This window comes from Vulcanisaeta souniana JCM 11219 (assembly GCF_026000775.1).
Taxonomy (GTDB): Archaea; Thermoproteota; Thermoprotei; order Thermoproteales; family Thermocladiaceae; genus Vulcanisaeta; species Vulcanisaeta souniana.
In genome coordinates this window covers 1266359-1283878 of record NZ_AP026830.1, presented here as the reverse complement: position 1 = coordinate 1283878, position 17520 = coordinate 1266359, and the positions used below count along the sequence as shown (strand labels likewise).

14 protein-coding genes are annotated in these 17520 nt (G+C 44.7%); 6 read left to right on the top strand and 8 right to left on the bottom strand.

Translation table 11 applies throughout. The features are described from left to right. Window positions 1-5: 5 nt before the first annotated feature. Entirely contained in the window at window positions 6-863 is an 858-nt protein-coding gene (gene cutB / locus Vsou_RS06980; protein ID WP_188602888.1) for a glyceraldehyde dehydrogenase subunit beta, read from the bottom strand. Window positions 864-962: 99 nt separating this feature from the next. Here cutB and cutA point away from each other — a divergent pair, with 99 nt between their 5' ends. Beyond that, on the top strand, window positions 963-3161 hold the full coding sequence (cutA, locus tag Vsou_RS06975; protein ID WP_188602887.1) for a glyceraldehyde dehydrogenase subunit alpha: 2199 nt from the start codon (window positions 963-965) through the stop codon (window positions 3159-3161). A gap of 147 nt (window positions 3162-3308) precedes the next feature. Here the strand turns inward: cutA and leuS are convergent, their stop codons facing one another. After that, window positions 3309-6341 (bottom strand): leucine--tRNA ligase, encoded by a 3033-nt coding sequence (gene leuS / locus Vsou_RS06970; protein WP_188602886.1) that lies wholly within the window; start codon window positions 6339-6341, stop codon window positions 3309-3311. Between the two features lie 56 nt (window positions 6342-6397). Then, the gene (locus Vsou_RS06965) at window positions 6398-6838 is read right to left on the bottom strand and encodes a CBS domain-containing protein (protein ID WP_188602885.1); all 441 of its coding nucleotides are present in this window, start codon (window positions 6836-6838) and stop codon (window positions 6398-6400) included. Between the two features lie 125 nt (window positions 6839-6963). On the opposite strand from Vsou_RS06965, the gene Vsou_RS06960 reads away from it, so the two are divergent. Further along, window positions 6964-7851 carry a hypothetical protein gene (locus tag Vsou_RS06960; RefSeq protein WP_188602884.1) on the top strand — a complete coding sequence of 296 codons (888 nt, stop codon included), beginning with the start codon at window positions 6964-6966 and terminating at the stop codon, window positions 7849-7851. On the opposite strand, the gene Vsou_RS06955 is transcribed toward Vsou_RS06960, so the two are convergent. Continuing rightward, window positions 7844-8707: a PD-(D/E)XK nuclease family protein gene (locus Vsou_RS06955; RefSeq protein WP_229709755.1), complete on the bottom strand. Its 864-nt coding sequence runs from the start codon at window positions 8705-8707 to the stop codon at window positions 7844-7846. The genes Vsou_RS06960 and Vsou_RS06955 overlap by 8 nt on opposite strands. A gap of 154 nt (window positions 8708-8861) precedes the next feature. Between Vsou_RS06955 and pyk the strand changes: the two genes are divergently transcribed. Beyond that, window positions 8862-10229, top strand: a complete 1368-nt coding sequence (gene pyk / locus Vsou_RS06950; RefSeq protein WP_188602883.1) for a pyruvate kinase — start codon at window positions 8862-8864, stop codon at window positions 10227-10229. 20 nt (window positions 10230-10249) lie between these two features. On the opposite strand, the gene Vsou_RS06945 is transcribed toward pyk, so the two are convergent. Together Vsou_RS06945 and Vsou_RS06940 are read right to left on the bottom strand one after the other, a co-directional pair. Next, window positions 10250-10633, bottom strand: coding sequence for a hypothetical protein (locus Vsou_RS06945; protein WP_188602882.1), 384 nt, complete (start codon window positions 10631-10633; stop codon window positions 10250-10252). Then, a complete protein-coding gene (locus Vsou_RS06940; protein ID WP_188602881.1) occupies window positions 10621-11148 on the bottom strand; it encodes a hypothetical protein in 528 nt (175 codons plus the stop codon). The genes Vsou_RS06945 and Vsou_RS06940 overlap by 13 nt, the downstream gene beginning before the upstream one ends. A gap of 944 nt (window positions 11149-12092) precedes the next feature. Between Vsou_RS06940 and Vsou_RS06935 the strand changes: the two genes are divergently transcribed. Together Vsou_RS06935 and Vsou_RS06930 are read left to right on the top strand one after the other, a co-directional pair. Next, the gene (locus Vsou_RS06935) at window positions 12093-13337 is read left to right on the top strand and encodes a translation initiation factor IF-2 subunit gamma (protein WP_188602880.1); all 1245 of its coding nucleotides are present in this window, start codon (window positions 12093-12095) and stop codon (window positions 13335-13337) included. Window positions 13338-13344: 7 nt separating this feature from the next. Continuing rightward, entirely contained in the window at window positions 13345-13743 is a 399-nt protein-coding gene (locus Vsou_RS06930) for a type II toxin-antitoxin system VapC family toxin (protein WP_229709754.1), read from the top strand. Window positions 13744-13791: 48 nt separating this feature from the next. Here the strand turns inward: Vsou_RS06930 and Vsou_RS06925 are convergent, their stop codons facing one another. Further along, window positions 13792-15240 (bottom strand): ammonium transporter, encoded by a 1449-nt coding sequence (locus Vsou_RS06925; RefSeq protein WP_188602879.1) that lies wholly within the window; start codon window positions 15238-15240, stop codon window positions 13792-13794. Window positions 15241-15453: 213 nt separating this feature from the next. Beyond that, complete coding sequence (locus Vsou_RS06920; protein WP_188602878.1) at window positions 15454-16782, bottom strand: glutamine synthetase family protein; 1329 nt, start codon at window positions 16780-16782, stop codon at window positions 15454-15456. A 221-nt stretch (window positions 16783-17003) separates the two neighbouring features. On the opposite strand from Vsou_RS06920, the gene Vsou_RS06915 reads away from it, so the two are divergent. Further along, the gene (locus tag Vsou_RS06915; protein ID WP_054844233.1) at window positions 17004-17519 is read left to right on the top strand and encodes a hypothetical protein; all 516 of its coding nucleotides are present in this window, start codon (window positions 17004-17006) and stop codon (window positions 17517-17519) included. Window position 17520 lies beyond the last annotated feature (1 nt).

The following is a 17520-nucleotide window of genomic DNA, read 5'->3' as shown; positions in this document are numbered from 1 at the left end:
GCCCATCACCTCGATAAAGCATTTCTAATGGCCTTCTTAGTAATCACCTTAACCATTGTTTTTTTATATTCAGCCGAGCCCCTGATGTCACCTACTGGGCTTGATTCCTTCATGGCCCTCTCAGCCGCATCCTCAATAACGTCATCCGTCAATTTACGCCCAATCAAGGCCTTCTCAGCCTCACTGGCCCTAAATGGCCTGGGCCCAGCGGCTGTAATGCCAATGCTCGCATCCTCCACGGAGCCATTGGGATCAAGCCTAAGCATCACAGCTACGCCAACCACTGCGAAGTCGCCTGCCTTACGTTCAAGCTTCACGTATGAGGACCTAATATTACCGCCAAACCTGGGTATCACAACCTCACTAATAATCTCACCCTTACCTAATGTGGTAGTGAATGGGCCGGTTATGAAGTCATCAACAGGCACCTCCCTAATTCCTGATGGACCGAGGACCTTAACGGAGGCCCTAAGTGCAATTAGTGTTGCTGGCCAGTCAGCAGCTGGGTCTGCGTGGGCTAAGGAACCTGCCACAGTTCCGAGATTCCTAATTTGGGGATCACCGATCTGCACTGCAGTCTCAGGCAATGCTGGGTATATCTTCCAAAGATCCCTATTAACCTCAACTTGGTGATGCCTAATCAACGGACCAATGCGTATTTTATCGTTCTCAATGTTTATGTATGATAGATTGGGCACCCTATTAATGTCAACCAAGTATGACGGCCTAACTAACCTAAGCTTTAACATTGGCATTAGGCTCTGTCCTCCAGCTAGTACTTTGGCATTCTCATCAACCTCAAGTACCTTCACCGCCTCATCCAATGAGGCAACCCTTATGTAACCGAACTTGGGAGGATACACGTGCACATGACTATGGCCGTTTAATTAAGTATTACTGTGCTATTCAGTTAAATTATTAACATGGGATTCCTTATTTATCCGTAATATAATAATTTCCTAATGTCTCATTATGTCGGTACGCGCGTTAAGAGGATTGAAGATCCTAAGTTCATAACGGGTAGCGCAAGGTATGTCGATGATATAGCGTACCCAGGGACTCTTTACATGGCAATACTAAGGAGCACAGTCCCGCATGCAAAGTTGCTTAAGATAGACTATGAAGATGCATTGAAGATTCCTGGCGTTGTTGGCGTCATAACTGGGTTGAACATTGAGGTTGAGAATAGACCTAGGAATTTTCCCATGGCTAAGGACGAAATCCTATACGTGGGTCAACCAATAGCTGCAGTCATTGCTGAGGATAGGTACAAGGCCTATGATGCCCTCGATTACATACAGGTTGATTACGAGCCATTACCCGCCGTCGTTGACCCGGAGGAGGCTGCCAAGGATAAGGTAAAGGCTGTGGAAGACACAAGCAATATTGGCTATAGGTGGACATACAAGGCTGGAAACCCGGAGGAGGAGTTGGCGAAAAGTGATGTCGTTATCGAGACCAAACTCGAAATCGGTAGAGTTTACCCAGCTGCAATGGAGCCAAGGGGATTGCTGTCAGTGTACCAGGAGGGAAGGCTGACGGTTTACGCCTCAACCCAGGCACCCCATTACATGCGTAAGTTCCTTCTTGATGCATTCGAGAACTATGTTAGTGACATAAGGGTTGTCCAGGCGGATACAGGCGGTGCCTTTGGCTCAAAGATGTTCCCGTACCCTGAGGACTACATAGTAACCTACGCAAGCATTATCCACAGAAGACCGGTTAAATGGGTTGCCACCAGACGTGAGGATTTGTTAAGTACGTACCACAGTAGGGCCCAGATTCATAAGATTAGGGCTGGGTTTACGAAAAATGGCGAGTGGAGGGCGCTGATCGATGATTTAATAATAGACCTCGGCACCGCGACCCACGGTTATTACCTGGCAGATATAACCGCCACATTAATAAGCGGACCATATAAGGTTAGGGACATCCTAGTCGAGGTTTATGGTGTTAGGACAAACAAGACACCACTTGACCAGTACAGAGGCGCGGGTAGGCCTGAGGCTGCCTTTGTGTATGAAAGGATCATGGATATGGCAGCGGACGAACTTAAAATGGACCCAATAGAGATTAGGAGGAGGAACTTGGTGACAGAATTACCGTACACGAACCCCTTCGGCCATAAGTACGATAGCGGTAATTACCTGCACTTACTAAGTGTTGCCGAGAGTTATTACAGGGACTTTGAGAGAAGGGCTGAGGAATTGAGGAGACAAGGTAAGAGGGTTGGTGTTGGTTTATCATTTTATATTGAACAAAATAATTTTGGACCGTGGGAGTCGGCCTCCGTTAGGGTTAAGTCTAATGGTAAAATCCTCGTTATAATAGGCGCAGCGCCCCATGGGCAGGGTGACGCAACGGCAATAGCGCAGATAGTGGCTGATGAATTAGGTATTGACATAGGCCAGATTGAGGTTTCCTGGGGCGACACCGAGTTAATCGGCGAGGGCTTTGGCACGTTTGGTAGTAGAACGCTTACACTGGCGGGTAATGCTGCATTACTCGCCACTAGGAAGCTTAAGGATAAGTTGAAAAGAGTCGGCGCGGCATTGATGAACGTTAATTACGAGGGTGTGATTTACGAGAACGGTTATGTTAAGGATGCTAAGACTGGAAGGTCAATGAGTATTAAGGATATTGCCACTGCATTAACAGCAAATCCTGGCAGTACGTGGCTCTACGAAGTTGAACCATCACTGGAGGACTCGGCATACTTTGGCCTGAATGATTATACGTATCCCTATGGCTCGCACGTGGCCTTAGTCGAGGTTTCTGAAGAGGGATTGATCAAGGTCCTTGATTATGTTGCGATTGACGACATCGGTTTAGTGGTTAATCCAATGCTTGCCGAGGGCCAGGTAATCGGTGGTGTTATTCAGGGTTTTGGTGAGGTTGTCCTTGAGGGTGTTAAGTATGATGATGATGGTAATCCATTAACGCAGACCTTTGGTGAGTATTGGATACCAACGATAATGGAAGCCTTCAATACTAAATGGTATTATCTTGAGGAGGGTAAATCCAACGCGCCATTGCCTGCCAAGGGAATTGCTGAGGGGCCATTAATTGGTGTGTTACCGGCATTAACGAGGGCCATAGAGAGGGCCGTAAACAGGAGAATTGCAAAAATACCCATTGACCCATCATTATTAATAAAGTAACCATGGTAATCAATCACAGTCTACTTTTTAAGGACCATGAAGTTCTTCTTAAATCAGGGGGCGGATGATGGCGAGACACCTTGGCGGCTACTCGCCTGACACCCCCGTTGAATTAATTTATTTTAACTCTAATTGAATATTACGGCCTCATTTCACGGCCTCTACGTATATGGCTGGCCTTCCGGGTAGTGAACTCCTGGCCTTATTGCTTGGATCATACGTCGGATTTGTTGCGTCTTGGACCACAACATCTGTGTTTATCCTGGACTTTATGTAACCACTTAATTCCCTGAAAACCCTTAGTTCCATATCTCTACTGACTATTTTCCTTGGTATTGTACCATCGATAACCTTAGAAACCAGGTTAGCCACCCTATCGGCCATACGCCTATACTCCGGGTTACTAACAATGGCCCTTATTGTTTCGCCCATTGTCTTACCCTCATTAATTAACCTAATAGCCCCATTAACTACCTGGTAATACTCACTGGATGGACCAACGTATAGATGCACAGCCCTTGGCGCTATCTTGGTAACTCTAAGGATCTCCTGAACATCATCTATAGCCTTCTCAACTAGGTCCAGTGCTATATCTAACTCATCGTTTATTAACGCTTCGTCATACTCAGGCCAGGGTTCAAGTGAAACGAAAGTGTTATTGCCCATTCTATGCCAAAGCTCCTCGGCCATGTGTGGTATGACTGGTTGCAGTAATTTAACCCAACGTTCAATGACATACCAAAGAACCCACCTTATCTCATCTCTGTTAATACCTATAGCATTGGCGACGTCCAGGTATTTCTCAACAGATGAGAGCATGTCGAAAAACGCCTTAAGCGAGTAACCTCTTATATTCTCGTTTTCCATATCAATGGCCGAATCACGCACTGTCTTATTCACCTTGGAAATTAACCACTGTGTAACTATCGATAAATGCTTAATGTCAATCTCCCTTGACGGCTTGCCCTCCTTAATTATGTCATTAACGAGACCCCAGAACCTCATTAATCTACCTGCTGTGCTAGCTACATCGTCCTCCCTCCAATCAAGTGTCGTATCTAAATCAGTGACGGAGGCCAGGTATAACCTGGTTAGGTCAGTACCGTAGTACTTGGGTACATAGGGTAATGGAAGGACGTTGCCTAGCGACCTGCTCATTTTCATGCCCTCCCTAATAACGTACTCATTGAAGGTCATTGACCTCGGCCAATGTCTCTCTGGGAATATCGCCACATGGTGAAACACAAAGAAGCTTAGGTGACTGCCAATCAAGTCAGGCCCGCTATGTCTCTCATCAACAGGGTACCAATAATCAAATTCCTTTCTCATGTCTTCAATGAACTCCCTGTCAGTACCAAATAACTCGGCAACATTACCTGGGTCGCCCTTGCCTAGGAGTATGTAATCGAAGAAGGTCATTATTGCGTTCAGCGCCTCACTATCTGTTCCCTTGCTCTCTATTACGCGCTTGGCAAATTCGCCAAGCCTTTTATCGAGACCGCTTGATTTAATCCTGTGTGCAATTGTGTAATAGGCCATATATATAGTTGAGTCACTTAAGGACTCAATGATCCAGTCAGGGTCCCAGGGCAGTCTAGTACCTAGCCCTCTTTTTCTGGCGCACGGCCTCATGGATAACCAATTAAAGACATTCTCAAAGTTCTTTCTGTACCTCTCGGGTATTATCTTCATGGTATTCAGGCACTTAAACGCCTTGGTCTTCCACTCGGGATTTCCATAATTGAGGAACCACTGGTCCTTAATTACCGCGGCAATTACAAGGTTGCCGCTTCTTGTAAGTACCTTCCTAGGTTCCAATTCATACATCTTACCCCACGCACCCTGCCCACTCAGTGCCCTTATCGTCCTCTCCCTGGCCTCATCAACACTTAACCCAGGAAATAGCGTGTTCTCCTTCATGGTACCACTGTAGAACTCCTCCCTATACACAATCCTGGTTGCCTCATCAAGCTTCTCCCTATCGTTCTGATCCTTAACACCGAGCTTCTCAATTACGTCCTTAGCCGGGTACTTACCATAATTCGGTAATTTAATGATGCTTATGGGCTCTATGGACTCAACCAGCTCCTTAATGCCGTACCTACTCAACGTTTTTTCATCCTTCTTGAGGTCCATTAGGGCTACATAGTCGTATGGCGCGTGGGCAGGCACACTATAGACAATGCCGGTGCCCGTGTTCTCATCGACAAAGGACGCAGGTAGTATAGGCACCCTCCTATTAATGAGCGGGGCCACCACGTACTTACCTATTAATTCCTCGCCGCGTATTGAGCCGACAACCTTAACATCATAGCCCTGATAGCTTAATTTCCAAGCCGCTGGTTTTGATACTACCCACCTTTCGCCATTGATGCTGGCAATTACATAGTCAATGCTCGGGTGGATCCACACATTCGTGACACCGTAAATGGTCTCAGGCCTTAACGTAGCTGCAACCAGGTACTCATCAGAACCCTCTAGCTTGAACTTCACTAAGTTGAATTCCAGTATGTCTATGGTTATTTCATCCCCACCCCTAATATCATGTTCACCCACTGCCTGGTTCTCATCAGGTGAGTAAAGCACCACATGACTACCCTGTGTTATATAACCAGCCTCCCTCAACTTGTGGTACTGCCAAATAATGAATGCATTATAGTCCGGGTCACCAGTTGTGAATTGTCTCCTAAAGTCCATTGAGTAGCCCATGGACATGAAATCCCTGATATATACTGAGGCGAAGAACTGGGCTATGTTCCAGGGATTCGTAAATGTACTCAGTATCTCCTTAACCTTGTTCGGGTCATCTACGTATAGGCTCACGTACCAGGAATACAGCTTTATATCCTCCGGGTCACCCTTCATAATCCTATCAGCCACGGACTGTATTGGTGTCCCGGTAATGTGCCATGCTATTGGGAATAAGACGTTAAAACCCCTGGCCCTCTTATACCTGGCTATTATGTCGCCTATCGTGAATGTCCTGCCATGACCAATGTGTGGCGAACCCGATACGTATGGGTACGGCACGGTAATGAAGTACTTAGGCTTATTAGGTCTTGGATCGGCATTAAAGATGCCATTCCCGTACCATTCCCTTTGCCATTTCTTTTCAATTTCCCTGATCTCCCTCAGGAAATCACCATATAACTCTTCAACCTTTGACTTAAATTCCTCCATTTCACTTCCTGAGAATGCTCATCATTTTTAATAATTACTATTTATTTTTAAGTCTTTCAGTCAGCGCCGCTAATCTCAGTGTCAATGGTCTTGGTCTCAGCTAACTCAGCCAGCCTCGAAACAACCCTCTCCTCACTAATTATGTCCCTAATGGAGATAACGCCACGTAATTTATCCCCATCCATGACCACTAAATGCCTTATTTTGTGGTCGTTCATCAGTGATGCAGCCTTGTAAATGCTGTCCCTGGGGCTTACCGTTACTAGCTTTCCCACCACACCGACCTCGGTAACCTTAGTATTTAGGTCCTTACCACGGGCCAATGCCCTGATTATATCCCTCTCGGAGACAACTCCGATTGGTTTACCGGCGTCATTAACAATAACAAGTAACCCAACATTCTCCCTACTCATCGTATTAATCGCATCTTTAATGCTGGCGTTTCCATTTATTGTTAGTGACTCCCTCCTTATTATTTTGTCAACAGTAAAGCTCATCGGCAAATGCCGCATATTATAATTTATAAACTTTATGCACCATTTACAATGATAAACCATTATAAAACGATGCTAAAGGGATATGATGAAATAATTTAAAAAGAGAATGCGATCATTATTAAGTAATGGCATATTTGATAAATCAATTCATAGTTGGAATAATTATCTTCGTAATATTGCTCATTGCATCAATAATTGGATTAAGATGCAGGACCTTGGTTATTCATGAAATAACAAGGCATTCCCGTGCAGGCGATTCTTGCTCATTATCTATGGATTTAGTTGTTATGAACGCCTTAAGGTGGACATCAGTGTTGCCAAGGGGTTTTTATGCATACATGACCATGTACTTTGTTAGGGATGACGGCTCCGTAATACAATTCTTTAGGGGTTACGTACCTTCATTGAGCAATACTTGGAGAATAATGGATTTTGCACCAGGCATTAGGCTGTTCAACCTTCTCGTGAACGCTGATGGCATGGGAATAACGGATGTATTAGTGCCATACCCATCATCCCTTGAATTACCTGATGGCCTAATATCGCCCTTTGACACAAGGACTGGTGAACCCACGGGCATGGTTAATTTCCTGAGTATTAAAAGGGCCCTTGCTTCAGAGCTTGGTGAAAAACTTGTCCAGTCAATGAGCCTCGCAGAAGTTGTAAGGAGGATCAGGATAGACCTATCATTTTATGATGACGTTGGTCTCACTAAATACTCTACATCGTTATTAAAGCTATTGGCCCATGCAGGTATTCAGATTAACGGTGAGGTGAGGGTTATTGAGGGTTCCGTTGATACGAACCTAAGAAAGGTAGTTAACTGTCCATATCTCTTTGGTCATGTGGCGTGCTTAGGCAAGGCGTTTAGGATAACGTGGGCTTGGTTAACAATTATTGAGGCATTTCTCAGTCTTGCCTATACGTTCATGCCATCCTTATTCATATTATTAATAATAATGCCAATAATATACGTGTTGGTGATACTACTCTCATTACCAAGGATCACCTAGCAACGCTGTATGGGCAATACCTCCTATGCTCGCAAAAGGAACAAAGACCCCTATTCGGTGATGCCTTCGGGTTTCTAAGCCCGAGCCAATACTCAAGTGCGTAATCCACATCCCTAAGAAAGTCGTTGAATTCCCTAACCCTAATCCTGTGAATAGTAACATACCTCATCAACTGAACGGAACCCTCACCATTTTCTAGGTGTTTAATTATTAAGTCGATATTATCAATTATTCGGAACTTTGAACCCCTAACGACCTTTATAATGGCGGCGCCCCGTGGTTTAAACCCCAGGTAATTCATCATGTGAAAATAGGACTCGCACTGTAATGCTTCCCTACCCCTAATGGTCCTTAGGTTCGCTGGATTACTCGTAGTCTTTAATTCCACTATGTACGTAGGCCTACTATCGAGGTTTATTATTAGGTCGGGAAGACCAAGTATTGGCACATTCCTCTTAACAATTACAAGTGATGCCTCCTGGATAAACGGTTTTCCAAAATCTGCATGACCAATCCAGTTATTCATTTTAGAGTTAAAGAAGTAAATGCCCTCCTCGCCGCGGTTCACTAAGACTGGGTTCCAACCAAGCTCAAGTCCAAGCCCCTCCTCATTCACCCCAAGTTGCCTTGAATGTTCCTGTAGACCATCAATTATGCCATCATTAACAATCCTACCCCTCATATAATCAAGGTGTAGTTTATACTCGCAGCCATGGATTTGCGAACCCACATAACCACTCATTAGAAATAGTACGCCGTGCTTGAGTTTAGGTATTTCAAATTCCTCGTTCCCCCATTGAAGCACTGCTGAATCTCCCCGTAGCTCTATACGTGGAGCGACATCAAGCCTAGGCAATGCAAACCACCAAATGCCTTAACCTATAGGGAACAAGGTCCACATAAACATTACTAGGTAGTTCATTGTAATTCCCTGAATTTGAACTCCAATCCACTGGAAAACCCAGTTAACCCAGTGTTCTCCTAAGGTTTATATATTGAACCATGAATCCATGATCGTGAGTAGGGTAAAGATCGTTGCAACAATTGGCCCCGCCTCGGAGAAAACCGATGTACTGAGGGAACTCATTAAGTATGTTGATGGAGTTAGGATAAACTTCTCGCATGGTAACACTGAGGAATGGAGGACCAGGGTAATGAACGTCAGGGAATTTAGGAACGACATCACGGTGCTAGGCGATTTAAGAGGACCAGGCATTAGGACCGGGGGCATGAAACCCATCACGATCAGTACAGGTGATTCTGTTGAGTTTAGGCTTGATGATAAGTCCGACGGTGGCTTTGTACCTGTACCCAATTCCTCATTCTTTAGGGTAATAACGATCGATGACATAATAGTCATGAATGACGGCAGGCTAAGACTACGTGTCGAAAAGGTTTCTGGAAATAGGGCAGTCCTTACGGCATTAACCTCAGGAACCATAATGCAGGAAAAGGCTATAGTAATTAAGGGTAAGGATTACCCAATACCAATACTTGATGATTATGATAGGGAGGCCCTCAAGTTTGCCGTGAGCATTGGCATGGATTACGTCGGCGTGAGCCATGTCAGGAGCTCTGATGACATAGAGGAAGTCAGGGCGGAATTAAGGAGGATTGGCGGTGATTGGGTAAGGCTTGTGGCTAAGATTGAGGGCCCCGACGCCGTTAGGAACATGAAGGATGTCGTTTGTGCAAGTGATTACGTGATGGTGGCTAGGGGTGACCTTGGGATGCACTTTGACCTGGAGGAAATACCGAGAATACAAAGCTCAATAATTAAGGAATCACAGAAGTGCGGTAAACCCGTGATGGTTGCCACACAGTTATTGGAGTCCATGATCGAACAACCGGTACCCACTAGGGCCGAGGTCGTGGATATAACGAACGCTGTAATGGAGGGCGTGGACTCATTATTACTGACTGGCGAAACCGCAGTGGGTAAGTACCCCATTGAAGCCGTGCAGTGGTTGAGAAGGGTTGCCGGTGAGTATGAGGGTGAGGTGCGCATTGATAGGGAAGTCATGGCAAATTTAACTGATAGGCTTGCCCTGGGTATCGTGCAGTTGGCTGAGGACATTGGGGCGAAGATAGTCATTTACTCGAGGGGTGGCAGGTTCGTTGAGGCAATATCCAGGTATAGACCCAAGGTACCCACATACGTTGGTGTTAGTGATGAGAGGATACTCAGGAGGTTAAGGCTTTATTGGGGTGTGGAACCAATAATCATTGGTGACATTAAGGATTATGATGAGGGTGAACGGGAAACCCTGAATCAATTAATAAGGAGCGGTTCAATTGCTAAGGGTGACCTTGTCCTCTTGACCCATGGAGTCATAGACACGTATAATGACTATAGTATCAGGATCCTCAGGATCTAACTCCCTTAAAATCAATTACGCTAAAGGCAGTGCCTACGTAACAGTAGGTAGGTTATGTATGTTATACCAACGTCGATTAACAGGAAGAACACACCAACAGGTGCATAACCCATGATGAAGGACCTTATTGAAAGATACAGGAGTATTAAGGACACAACCGGCACCAGAGCAAGACATAGGTGATTACGTCTAAATCTACGGTTAGGAGCACCACTGTAACCAACTATCCTCACTGCATCGGCAATTCTCCCACTATTTGGCTCAAGGTATAGCTTCACATAGCCAAGCCTCACTAACTCATAAACAGCCTTCCTCTCATCCTCACTCAATGAGTCATAGGCAACCCTACCCCTACTCAAAACCCTCCTAAGCAACTCCCTACCTCTTTCACTTAGCTCATCCATCTTAAAATCACCTCCTTAATTAATTCAGATGATGATAACTGCTTAAATAATACATTTCGGGACCTGAGCAGTTCAGCCGCCGTGTTGAGTCTAACAAATACATCATCAATGTTATCACCATAAATAACCAGGTAATGACTGTTACCATCGCTAATAATGGCCCCAAGATTAAGAACCTCACGCAGTGTGAGTAAATCCAAGGTACTAATGGATAATGCCGAGACCCACCTATCACCAACGCGGACAACGTTATCGCCAACACCGACACTAAAACAAACCTTACTTAACCTCACATCACTGGCACTACCAACGGCATAACTCCTCAATATCCTAACCGTTGTAGTGGTATCCTTTGTATTTCCTCTAGACTTTCTACGCCTAAAAGCAAGGAAATAAATGACTAGAATCGCAATAAATACAATGACAAACAACACCGGATTTATTATAAATAGGAAAAGAGACACTAGAATACCCAAAACCCAATACCAATTTCTCCTTAAAAAGTCACTAAGCATAATAGCCTTTAAGGCGGTTAATCATAAAGTATTAATTAATTAATTGGATAAAAGAGAAAGAAAACACAAGAAAATAAGCGGCATTAATCACGGTTTAATGTTACAAAATTCATAAAAATCCACATGAAGGTCTACGAGATTAGAAGAACAATACTTTATTAAGCATGTAACGATAGACCGAAATACAAAACTTGCTATAACCTAACTTTTATGTCACAAATTGGGTTGTAACCTTTATAAGAAACATCAGATAAAGCTAAGGTAGTATGTCTAAGAAGTCCAAGAAGACCGAAGGAGAGAAGAAGGAGGAGAAGACCGAAAAGAAGAAGTGATGGGTGAAATACCAACATCAACCACGAACTCAAATCAAAACAATTTTTCCTTATTTCCCTTTAATCCTTCTAATTCCCTCCGCCTCATTAAATAGAAAAAGAGGATTGGCCGGTTGTGTACCCAACCGCGGCATAACCCCCCTTCTGTAGCATTTGTCTAAGGCCCTACCCGGGCCTCACCCGTGGAGATCACAGGCCCCTATTTGGGCCGAAGTCCCCTGGCGGCCTCTCGGTCGGCGGGTTGCCCCGCAGGGAACCCACGGCAACTTGGGGGAGTTTCCTCAGGCGAGCCGTTGCCGGGCTCGCCCGGTTAATAGGCCGTGGTTGGGTACACAACCATTTTTGTTATTCAGGCCTTACGTATAAACCTTGCTGCCGATCTTACCCAATCAACTATGTATTTCAGTTATTTATCTCAAATCCAGGGTTGGCCCGTTTATAGGACGGGGTTCTCCACGTAGTTGCCCCAATTCATCTGCACTAATATATAGAGGAAAGGGCCTATAGGTATAAGGGGAATTCCTTATAATTTATAATTGAAGGGTTGCGTTCCGCTATTAACGTCAAGATTTAAGTACTGTTTATAAACCCTTAATTGTCAGTACGGTTTAAATGAGCAGGTATATTTACCCAGATGCAATTATTGCGACTGCTGGTCATGTGGATCATGGAAAAACAACCCTAGTTCATGCCTTGAGCGGCGTCTGGGTTGCTAGGTATAGTGAGGAGATTAAGAGGGCTATGACTGTTAAGCTTGGTTACATAACCATTGGTCTTTACGAGTGCCAATCAATGGAGGGCGAGTTTAGGATAATTAGTGATGGCTTACTTAAGGATGGTAAGTGCCCTAACGGTGATGAACCAGTACTAAAGAGGAAGGTATCGATACTTGATGTGCCTGGGCACGAGGTTCTAATAAGCACCATGATATCCGGGATCTCGTATATTGATGCTGCGATGCTTGTGGTGGACGCCTCAATGCCCGTACCTCAGCCCCAGACCGAGGAGCACTTCACTGCATTAACAATAATGGGCCTTAATAAATTGATAGTTGCTCAAAACAAACTCGATTTGGTAAGCAAGGAGCAAGCCCTTGATAATTATAAGCAGATCAAGCGATTTTTAGGCAATACTTGGGCTAAGAACTCACCCATAATACCTGTCTCATCACTACATAGGATCAATATTGAGGCCATATCATCATTAATTGATCAATTAGTACCCCCAAGGGAAGTCTCTAGCGGTGACTTTAGGATGCTCGTACTCAGGAGCTTCAACGTCAATAAACCAGGCACTACACCGGATAAGTTAATTGGTGGTGTACTTGGTGGCACAGTAACAAAGGGCTCCGCAAAGGTCGGTGATGAGATCGAGATAAGACCAGGATTAAAATTGGGTAATAAGTATGAACCAATAATCACGAAAATAGTCAGTATAGCCATTGGTAATGAATATATCGAGGAAGCCAGACCCGGTGGCCTCGTGGGTATAGGCACTGAGCTTGACCCAGCCCTGACCAAAGCGGACTCCCTCGTGGGTAGTGTCGTTGGTAAGCCAGGCACATTACCGCCAGTATGGAGCGAAATGACCCTTGAGTTTAGCAGGATCGAAATGCCGAGCAACTCATCCCTGAAGGACGTGACATTTAAACCTAAGGACATAGTCATGATACACGTGGGTTCAGCAGCGGTAATGGGGATAGTCAAGGGCTTTCATGGTGGTAAACTCGATGTTACCTTGAGGAAGGCAGTCTCGACAGAACAAAGCTCTAAGGTTGTTATCACGAAGCAGGTCAACAATAGGTGGAGGATCGTGGGTTACGGAATACTTAAAGACGGTAATGTAGTACTTGAGTGAAGTAATGATGAAAATGAAAATAGAGTGCGTTGTCTTTGATACCAGCGCGTTACTACTTATGTTCACAAGGGGTTTGCGCATTATTGATCAAGTCATTGAACTCGTTAATTCACCAATAATACCCGTGGTCCCATACCCAATACTTAATGAATTAATGAAACTAAGTAAACTAGGTAGGCCCGGAATAGCCAGGGCCTCAGGTAATGCCCTTAATTACATTATTAGTAATTTCTCAATAGCCAGCGCCACCGGTTCACCGGATGATTCAGTGGTGGCAGTATCCAGGGAATACGGCTGCATTGCTGTGACATGCGACATGAAATTACTAAAGAGACTGAGACAAATGGATGTTAGGGCAATATATCTAAGGGCAAGTGCAGATAGGCTGGAATCTAATTTTGAATAGCCTAGGCATTTATTTCAATTATTTTCAACCAATTAATCTTAATGTATATCATTTCTCCTCATCATTTACGTCATTGATTTTATTGAACACAGATACCACAACGCCGGCTGCCATTCTCTCTGCATCTCCCTGTGTTGCGAAGGCAAATTCATCGTACGCAACCTCACCATGCATCTCTTTATCACCAATCCTCAACTCCTCAATCGATGCTCTCAATGGTGTCACCCTGCCTATTAACTTGAGAATCAGGTAAGTCATCACTACATCATAAACTACCACAACGGCAACACCCATGAGTTGAAGCAGGACTTGATATGGATCTCCATAAAGGGCTCCTCTTAGTCCTGGATCCACGTACTTAGTGATGTTAGGATCCGCGAAGATGCCCGTTAGTATACCACCTATGATCCCGGGAACTGCGTGATCCGAGAACACCCCTAACGCATCATCAATGTTCCTAGTTAGCTTAGACCTAAATTGGAAGAAGTTTAGGGAATACCAGGCGGCCGCACTTGATAATGCCCCAATTATTATTGACCCAACTCCATTAATATAACCAGCGGCTGGCGTTATACCGACTAAGCCCGCCACAGCCCCAGAAACAGCGCCTGTAAACGTAGGTTTCCCAAAGTAGGACGTGTCAAGCAGCATCCACATGACCACAGCCACAGCCGTGGCTAGGTTAGTATTTATGACAGCTATTGCTGCATCTATTGTTGATCCATATGGGTCTCCACCATTAAAACCATTCCAACCCAGCCAGACAAGGCCGAGACCCGCCGCGACTTGGGTTAGATTATGCGGTTGCAACTTCCTCTCCTCAACCAACCTCTCACCAACCATTGCGGCTGCTACGAAGGCCGCTATACCTGCATCAACATGTATTACGTAACCACCCGAGAAATCCACAACACCAAGTTGCATGAGCCAACCACCGCCCCAGAGCCAAAAAGCCACTGGGCTGTAAACGAGGAGGGACCATAGTGGTACGAAGAGCATCCAGGCCTTAAAATTCATCCTCTCTATTAAGGCGCCAACCATCAGTGCAGGCGTTATTGCGGCGAAGACGAATTGGAAGAATATCAATGTCGACATGGCTATGTTCGGGTACTGCTGAGCAGCTGGTACGCTGGCCTGCGACGCAATGACGCTACTTGATAATGCTGGTATTGGCATGCCCAATACGTTAAAGCCGCCCACACTCACCAGTGCAGGTCCAAACGCGAACATGTAACCTGCCAACACCCAAATTATTAATACTATGGCGAAGGCGTAGAGCACCATCATCATTGTATTTATGGCATATTTACGCTTAGTCATACCACCATAGAGGAGCATTAGGCCGGGCACGCTTTGAAGACCTACGAGGGTGGCTGCCGTGAGCATCCACGCATTACTACCTGTGTCTAGCCATGTAGGCACGGAGGCCTGCGGGTACCCTGATAGATTTGGCAGGGCATTGGCTTTAGTGGTTATTGCTGTTGCAAGCACAGTCATGACCAATACCGGGATTATTTTACTCAGTATTACTATCCTATTTATCCTATTTACCGTTTTAATGGGTCACTCGGCACAGACTATGTAAACTACAGGGTTTTTAAGTGTTACTCTCTATATTATTTATAATATACCGTGAAAAATATTGTACTTGGTAATAAATAAGTTAATTATATATGCATATTTTTAAGCAATATAGATTATTAATTGTTTTTATGCAGTAACCAGGTACCTATTATACTCCCACTGGGTTATTACGTTCCAGGTCTTCTCCCAGGGACCAACGTTAGTTAAGTAATCCTCCCACTCATTCTGCTTGACTCTCATGTAGGCATTTACTAACTCGCTCGGTAGTTCTGTGGCTAAGAAGCTCTTGGAGAGCTCATTAAGTGTGGCTTCTAGGGTTGCCGGTGTTTCTGGGGCATTGGTTAGTTCATAGGCAATGTCATCAGTTGGTGGTGGCGGCTCCCTCCTTTCTTCAAGTCCTTTCATTACTGCCTTCACCATGGCTGCAAAGGCTAGGTATGGATTCATACTTGGGTCCGGGTGTCTATATTCAAACCTGTTGATCTTCATTTTATACTGCGGTATCCTAACCATGGCGCTCCTATTTGCATAACCCCACACGATCCTCGTTGGTGCCTCGTAGTGAGGCACTAACCTCTTGTATGAATTAACGAGTGGCGCTACGAAACTACTTAACGCCCTTGCACTGCCCAGTATTGCGCTTATTGCGTAACCGCATTCCTCGGTTATCTTCCCAGTATTGCTCTGAAATAGGTTCTTGCCATCCTTCCAGACACTAATGTGCGTGTGGGCGCCGCTGCCGTTAACTCCCCAGAAGGGCTTTGGCATGAATGTTGCCTTTAGGCCGTATTTCTGGGCTATGTCCTTAGCCATGATCTTGAAGTATATTACCTGGTCCGCGAGCCTCAGTGGATCGTAGGCGCCAATATTTATCTCGTACTGACTTGGGGCTACCTCATGGTGGATCTTCGTGTAGTTAATACCTGCCTCAGCTATTGCATTTATTAACTCCTTCATGAACTGTGACTGCACAGTCACATTCCAGCCATCAAAGTACACACCAGTATCCGCAAGCGTAGGCTTACCATTATCCTCCTTAACAACGAAAAACTCGACCTCAACACCCATGAGGAAGTCATAACCCTTCGATCTAACCTGCTCAAGTGTGTCATTGAGGACCCTCCTTGGGTCCAGTGATGAGGGTTTATCCGATATGTCAGATATTACTGTGAATACGTCTGCTACCTTACCATCCTGCCAGTGCTCTATATATACTGCCCTTGGATCTACATAGGCAACAAAATCGCTTCTATTTACCGTTGAGTATAGGGGTATTGAGGAAGCGTCGAAGGGCATCCCATCGATAAACAGGTCCTTGGCCATGTCTATGGGTACTGTTTCTGACCTTGGTACACCGTTTATGTCAACTATTAGAAACTTGACATATTTTACACCAGATGCCCTTAGTAGTCTCCATAGGTCAACTGGTTCGATTTCTAGGTTTTTAGCGGGCACGAATTATGTACACAAGGATCTTTTTAAGTTTTATTCTTATTATACTTAGTCTTACCATGCACCTACATAGAATCCGCGCATTAATAAATATATTAGCTACTAAATTGTACTGGGTAAATATTCTTAGTAATCAATAGCGCGTACAATGATACTGCAGCATACATGCGATATTATGACACGCAAAAGGATTTATTAATAGGCTTCCAGAACATGGCGTTAATATGATGCAGATAAAGCTTGGTTTTGAAGAGTGGCGTAAGCTGGGTAAGGAGATTGAAAGGATTGCCCAGAATGAGGAACTTGAATTAATAATCAGCATGACCTTCGGCTTCAGCAACGTTGAGAATAATGAAGAGGGCGAAGAGGAGGAAAATGAGGAAGAACATGAACATCACCACCACATAACGGAGTTACCCAAGGAAGTCATTGAAGAATTGAGCGAGTTCATGGAATCCCTAAGGACGAAGTACAATGCAAAGATTGATCACCACGTACATGGAGACCACGCAGGAATTGTAGCCTCAGTGGAAATTAACGGCAAAGATGCCATTAACGTATTCAGGAATATACTTGATGACACCAAGGGCTGTGAAAATTGTGTACTGGCTGGTATTGACGGCGAGTTCCACCTCGGTAATGACGTTAGTGTGATATTCTTCGGAGATAGTTATAAATTAACTTTTATACTACCTGCGCAGGATGGTAGACGGTTAATAATCAGCGAAGTAAATACATAAC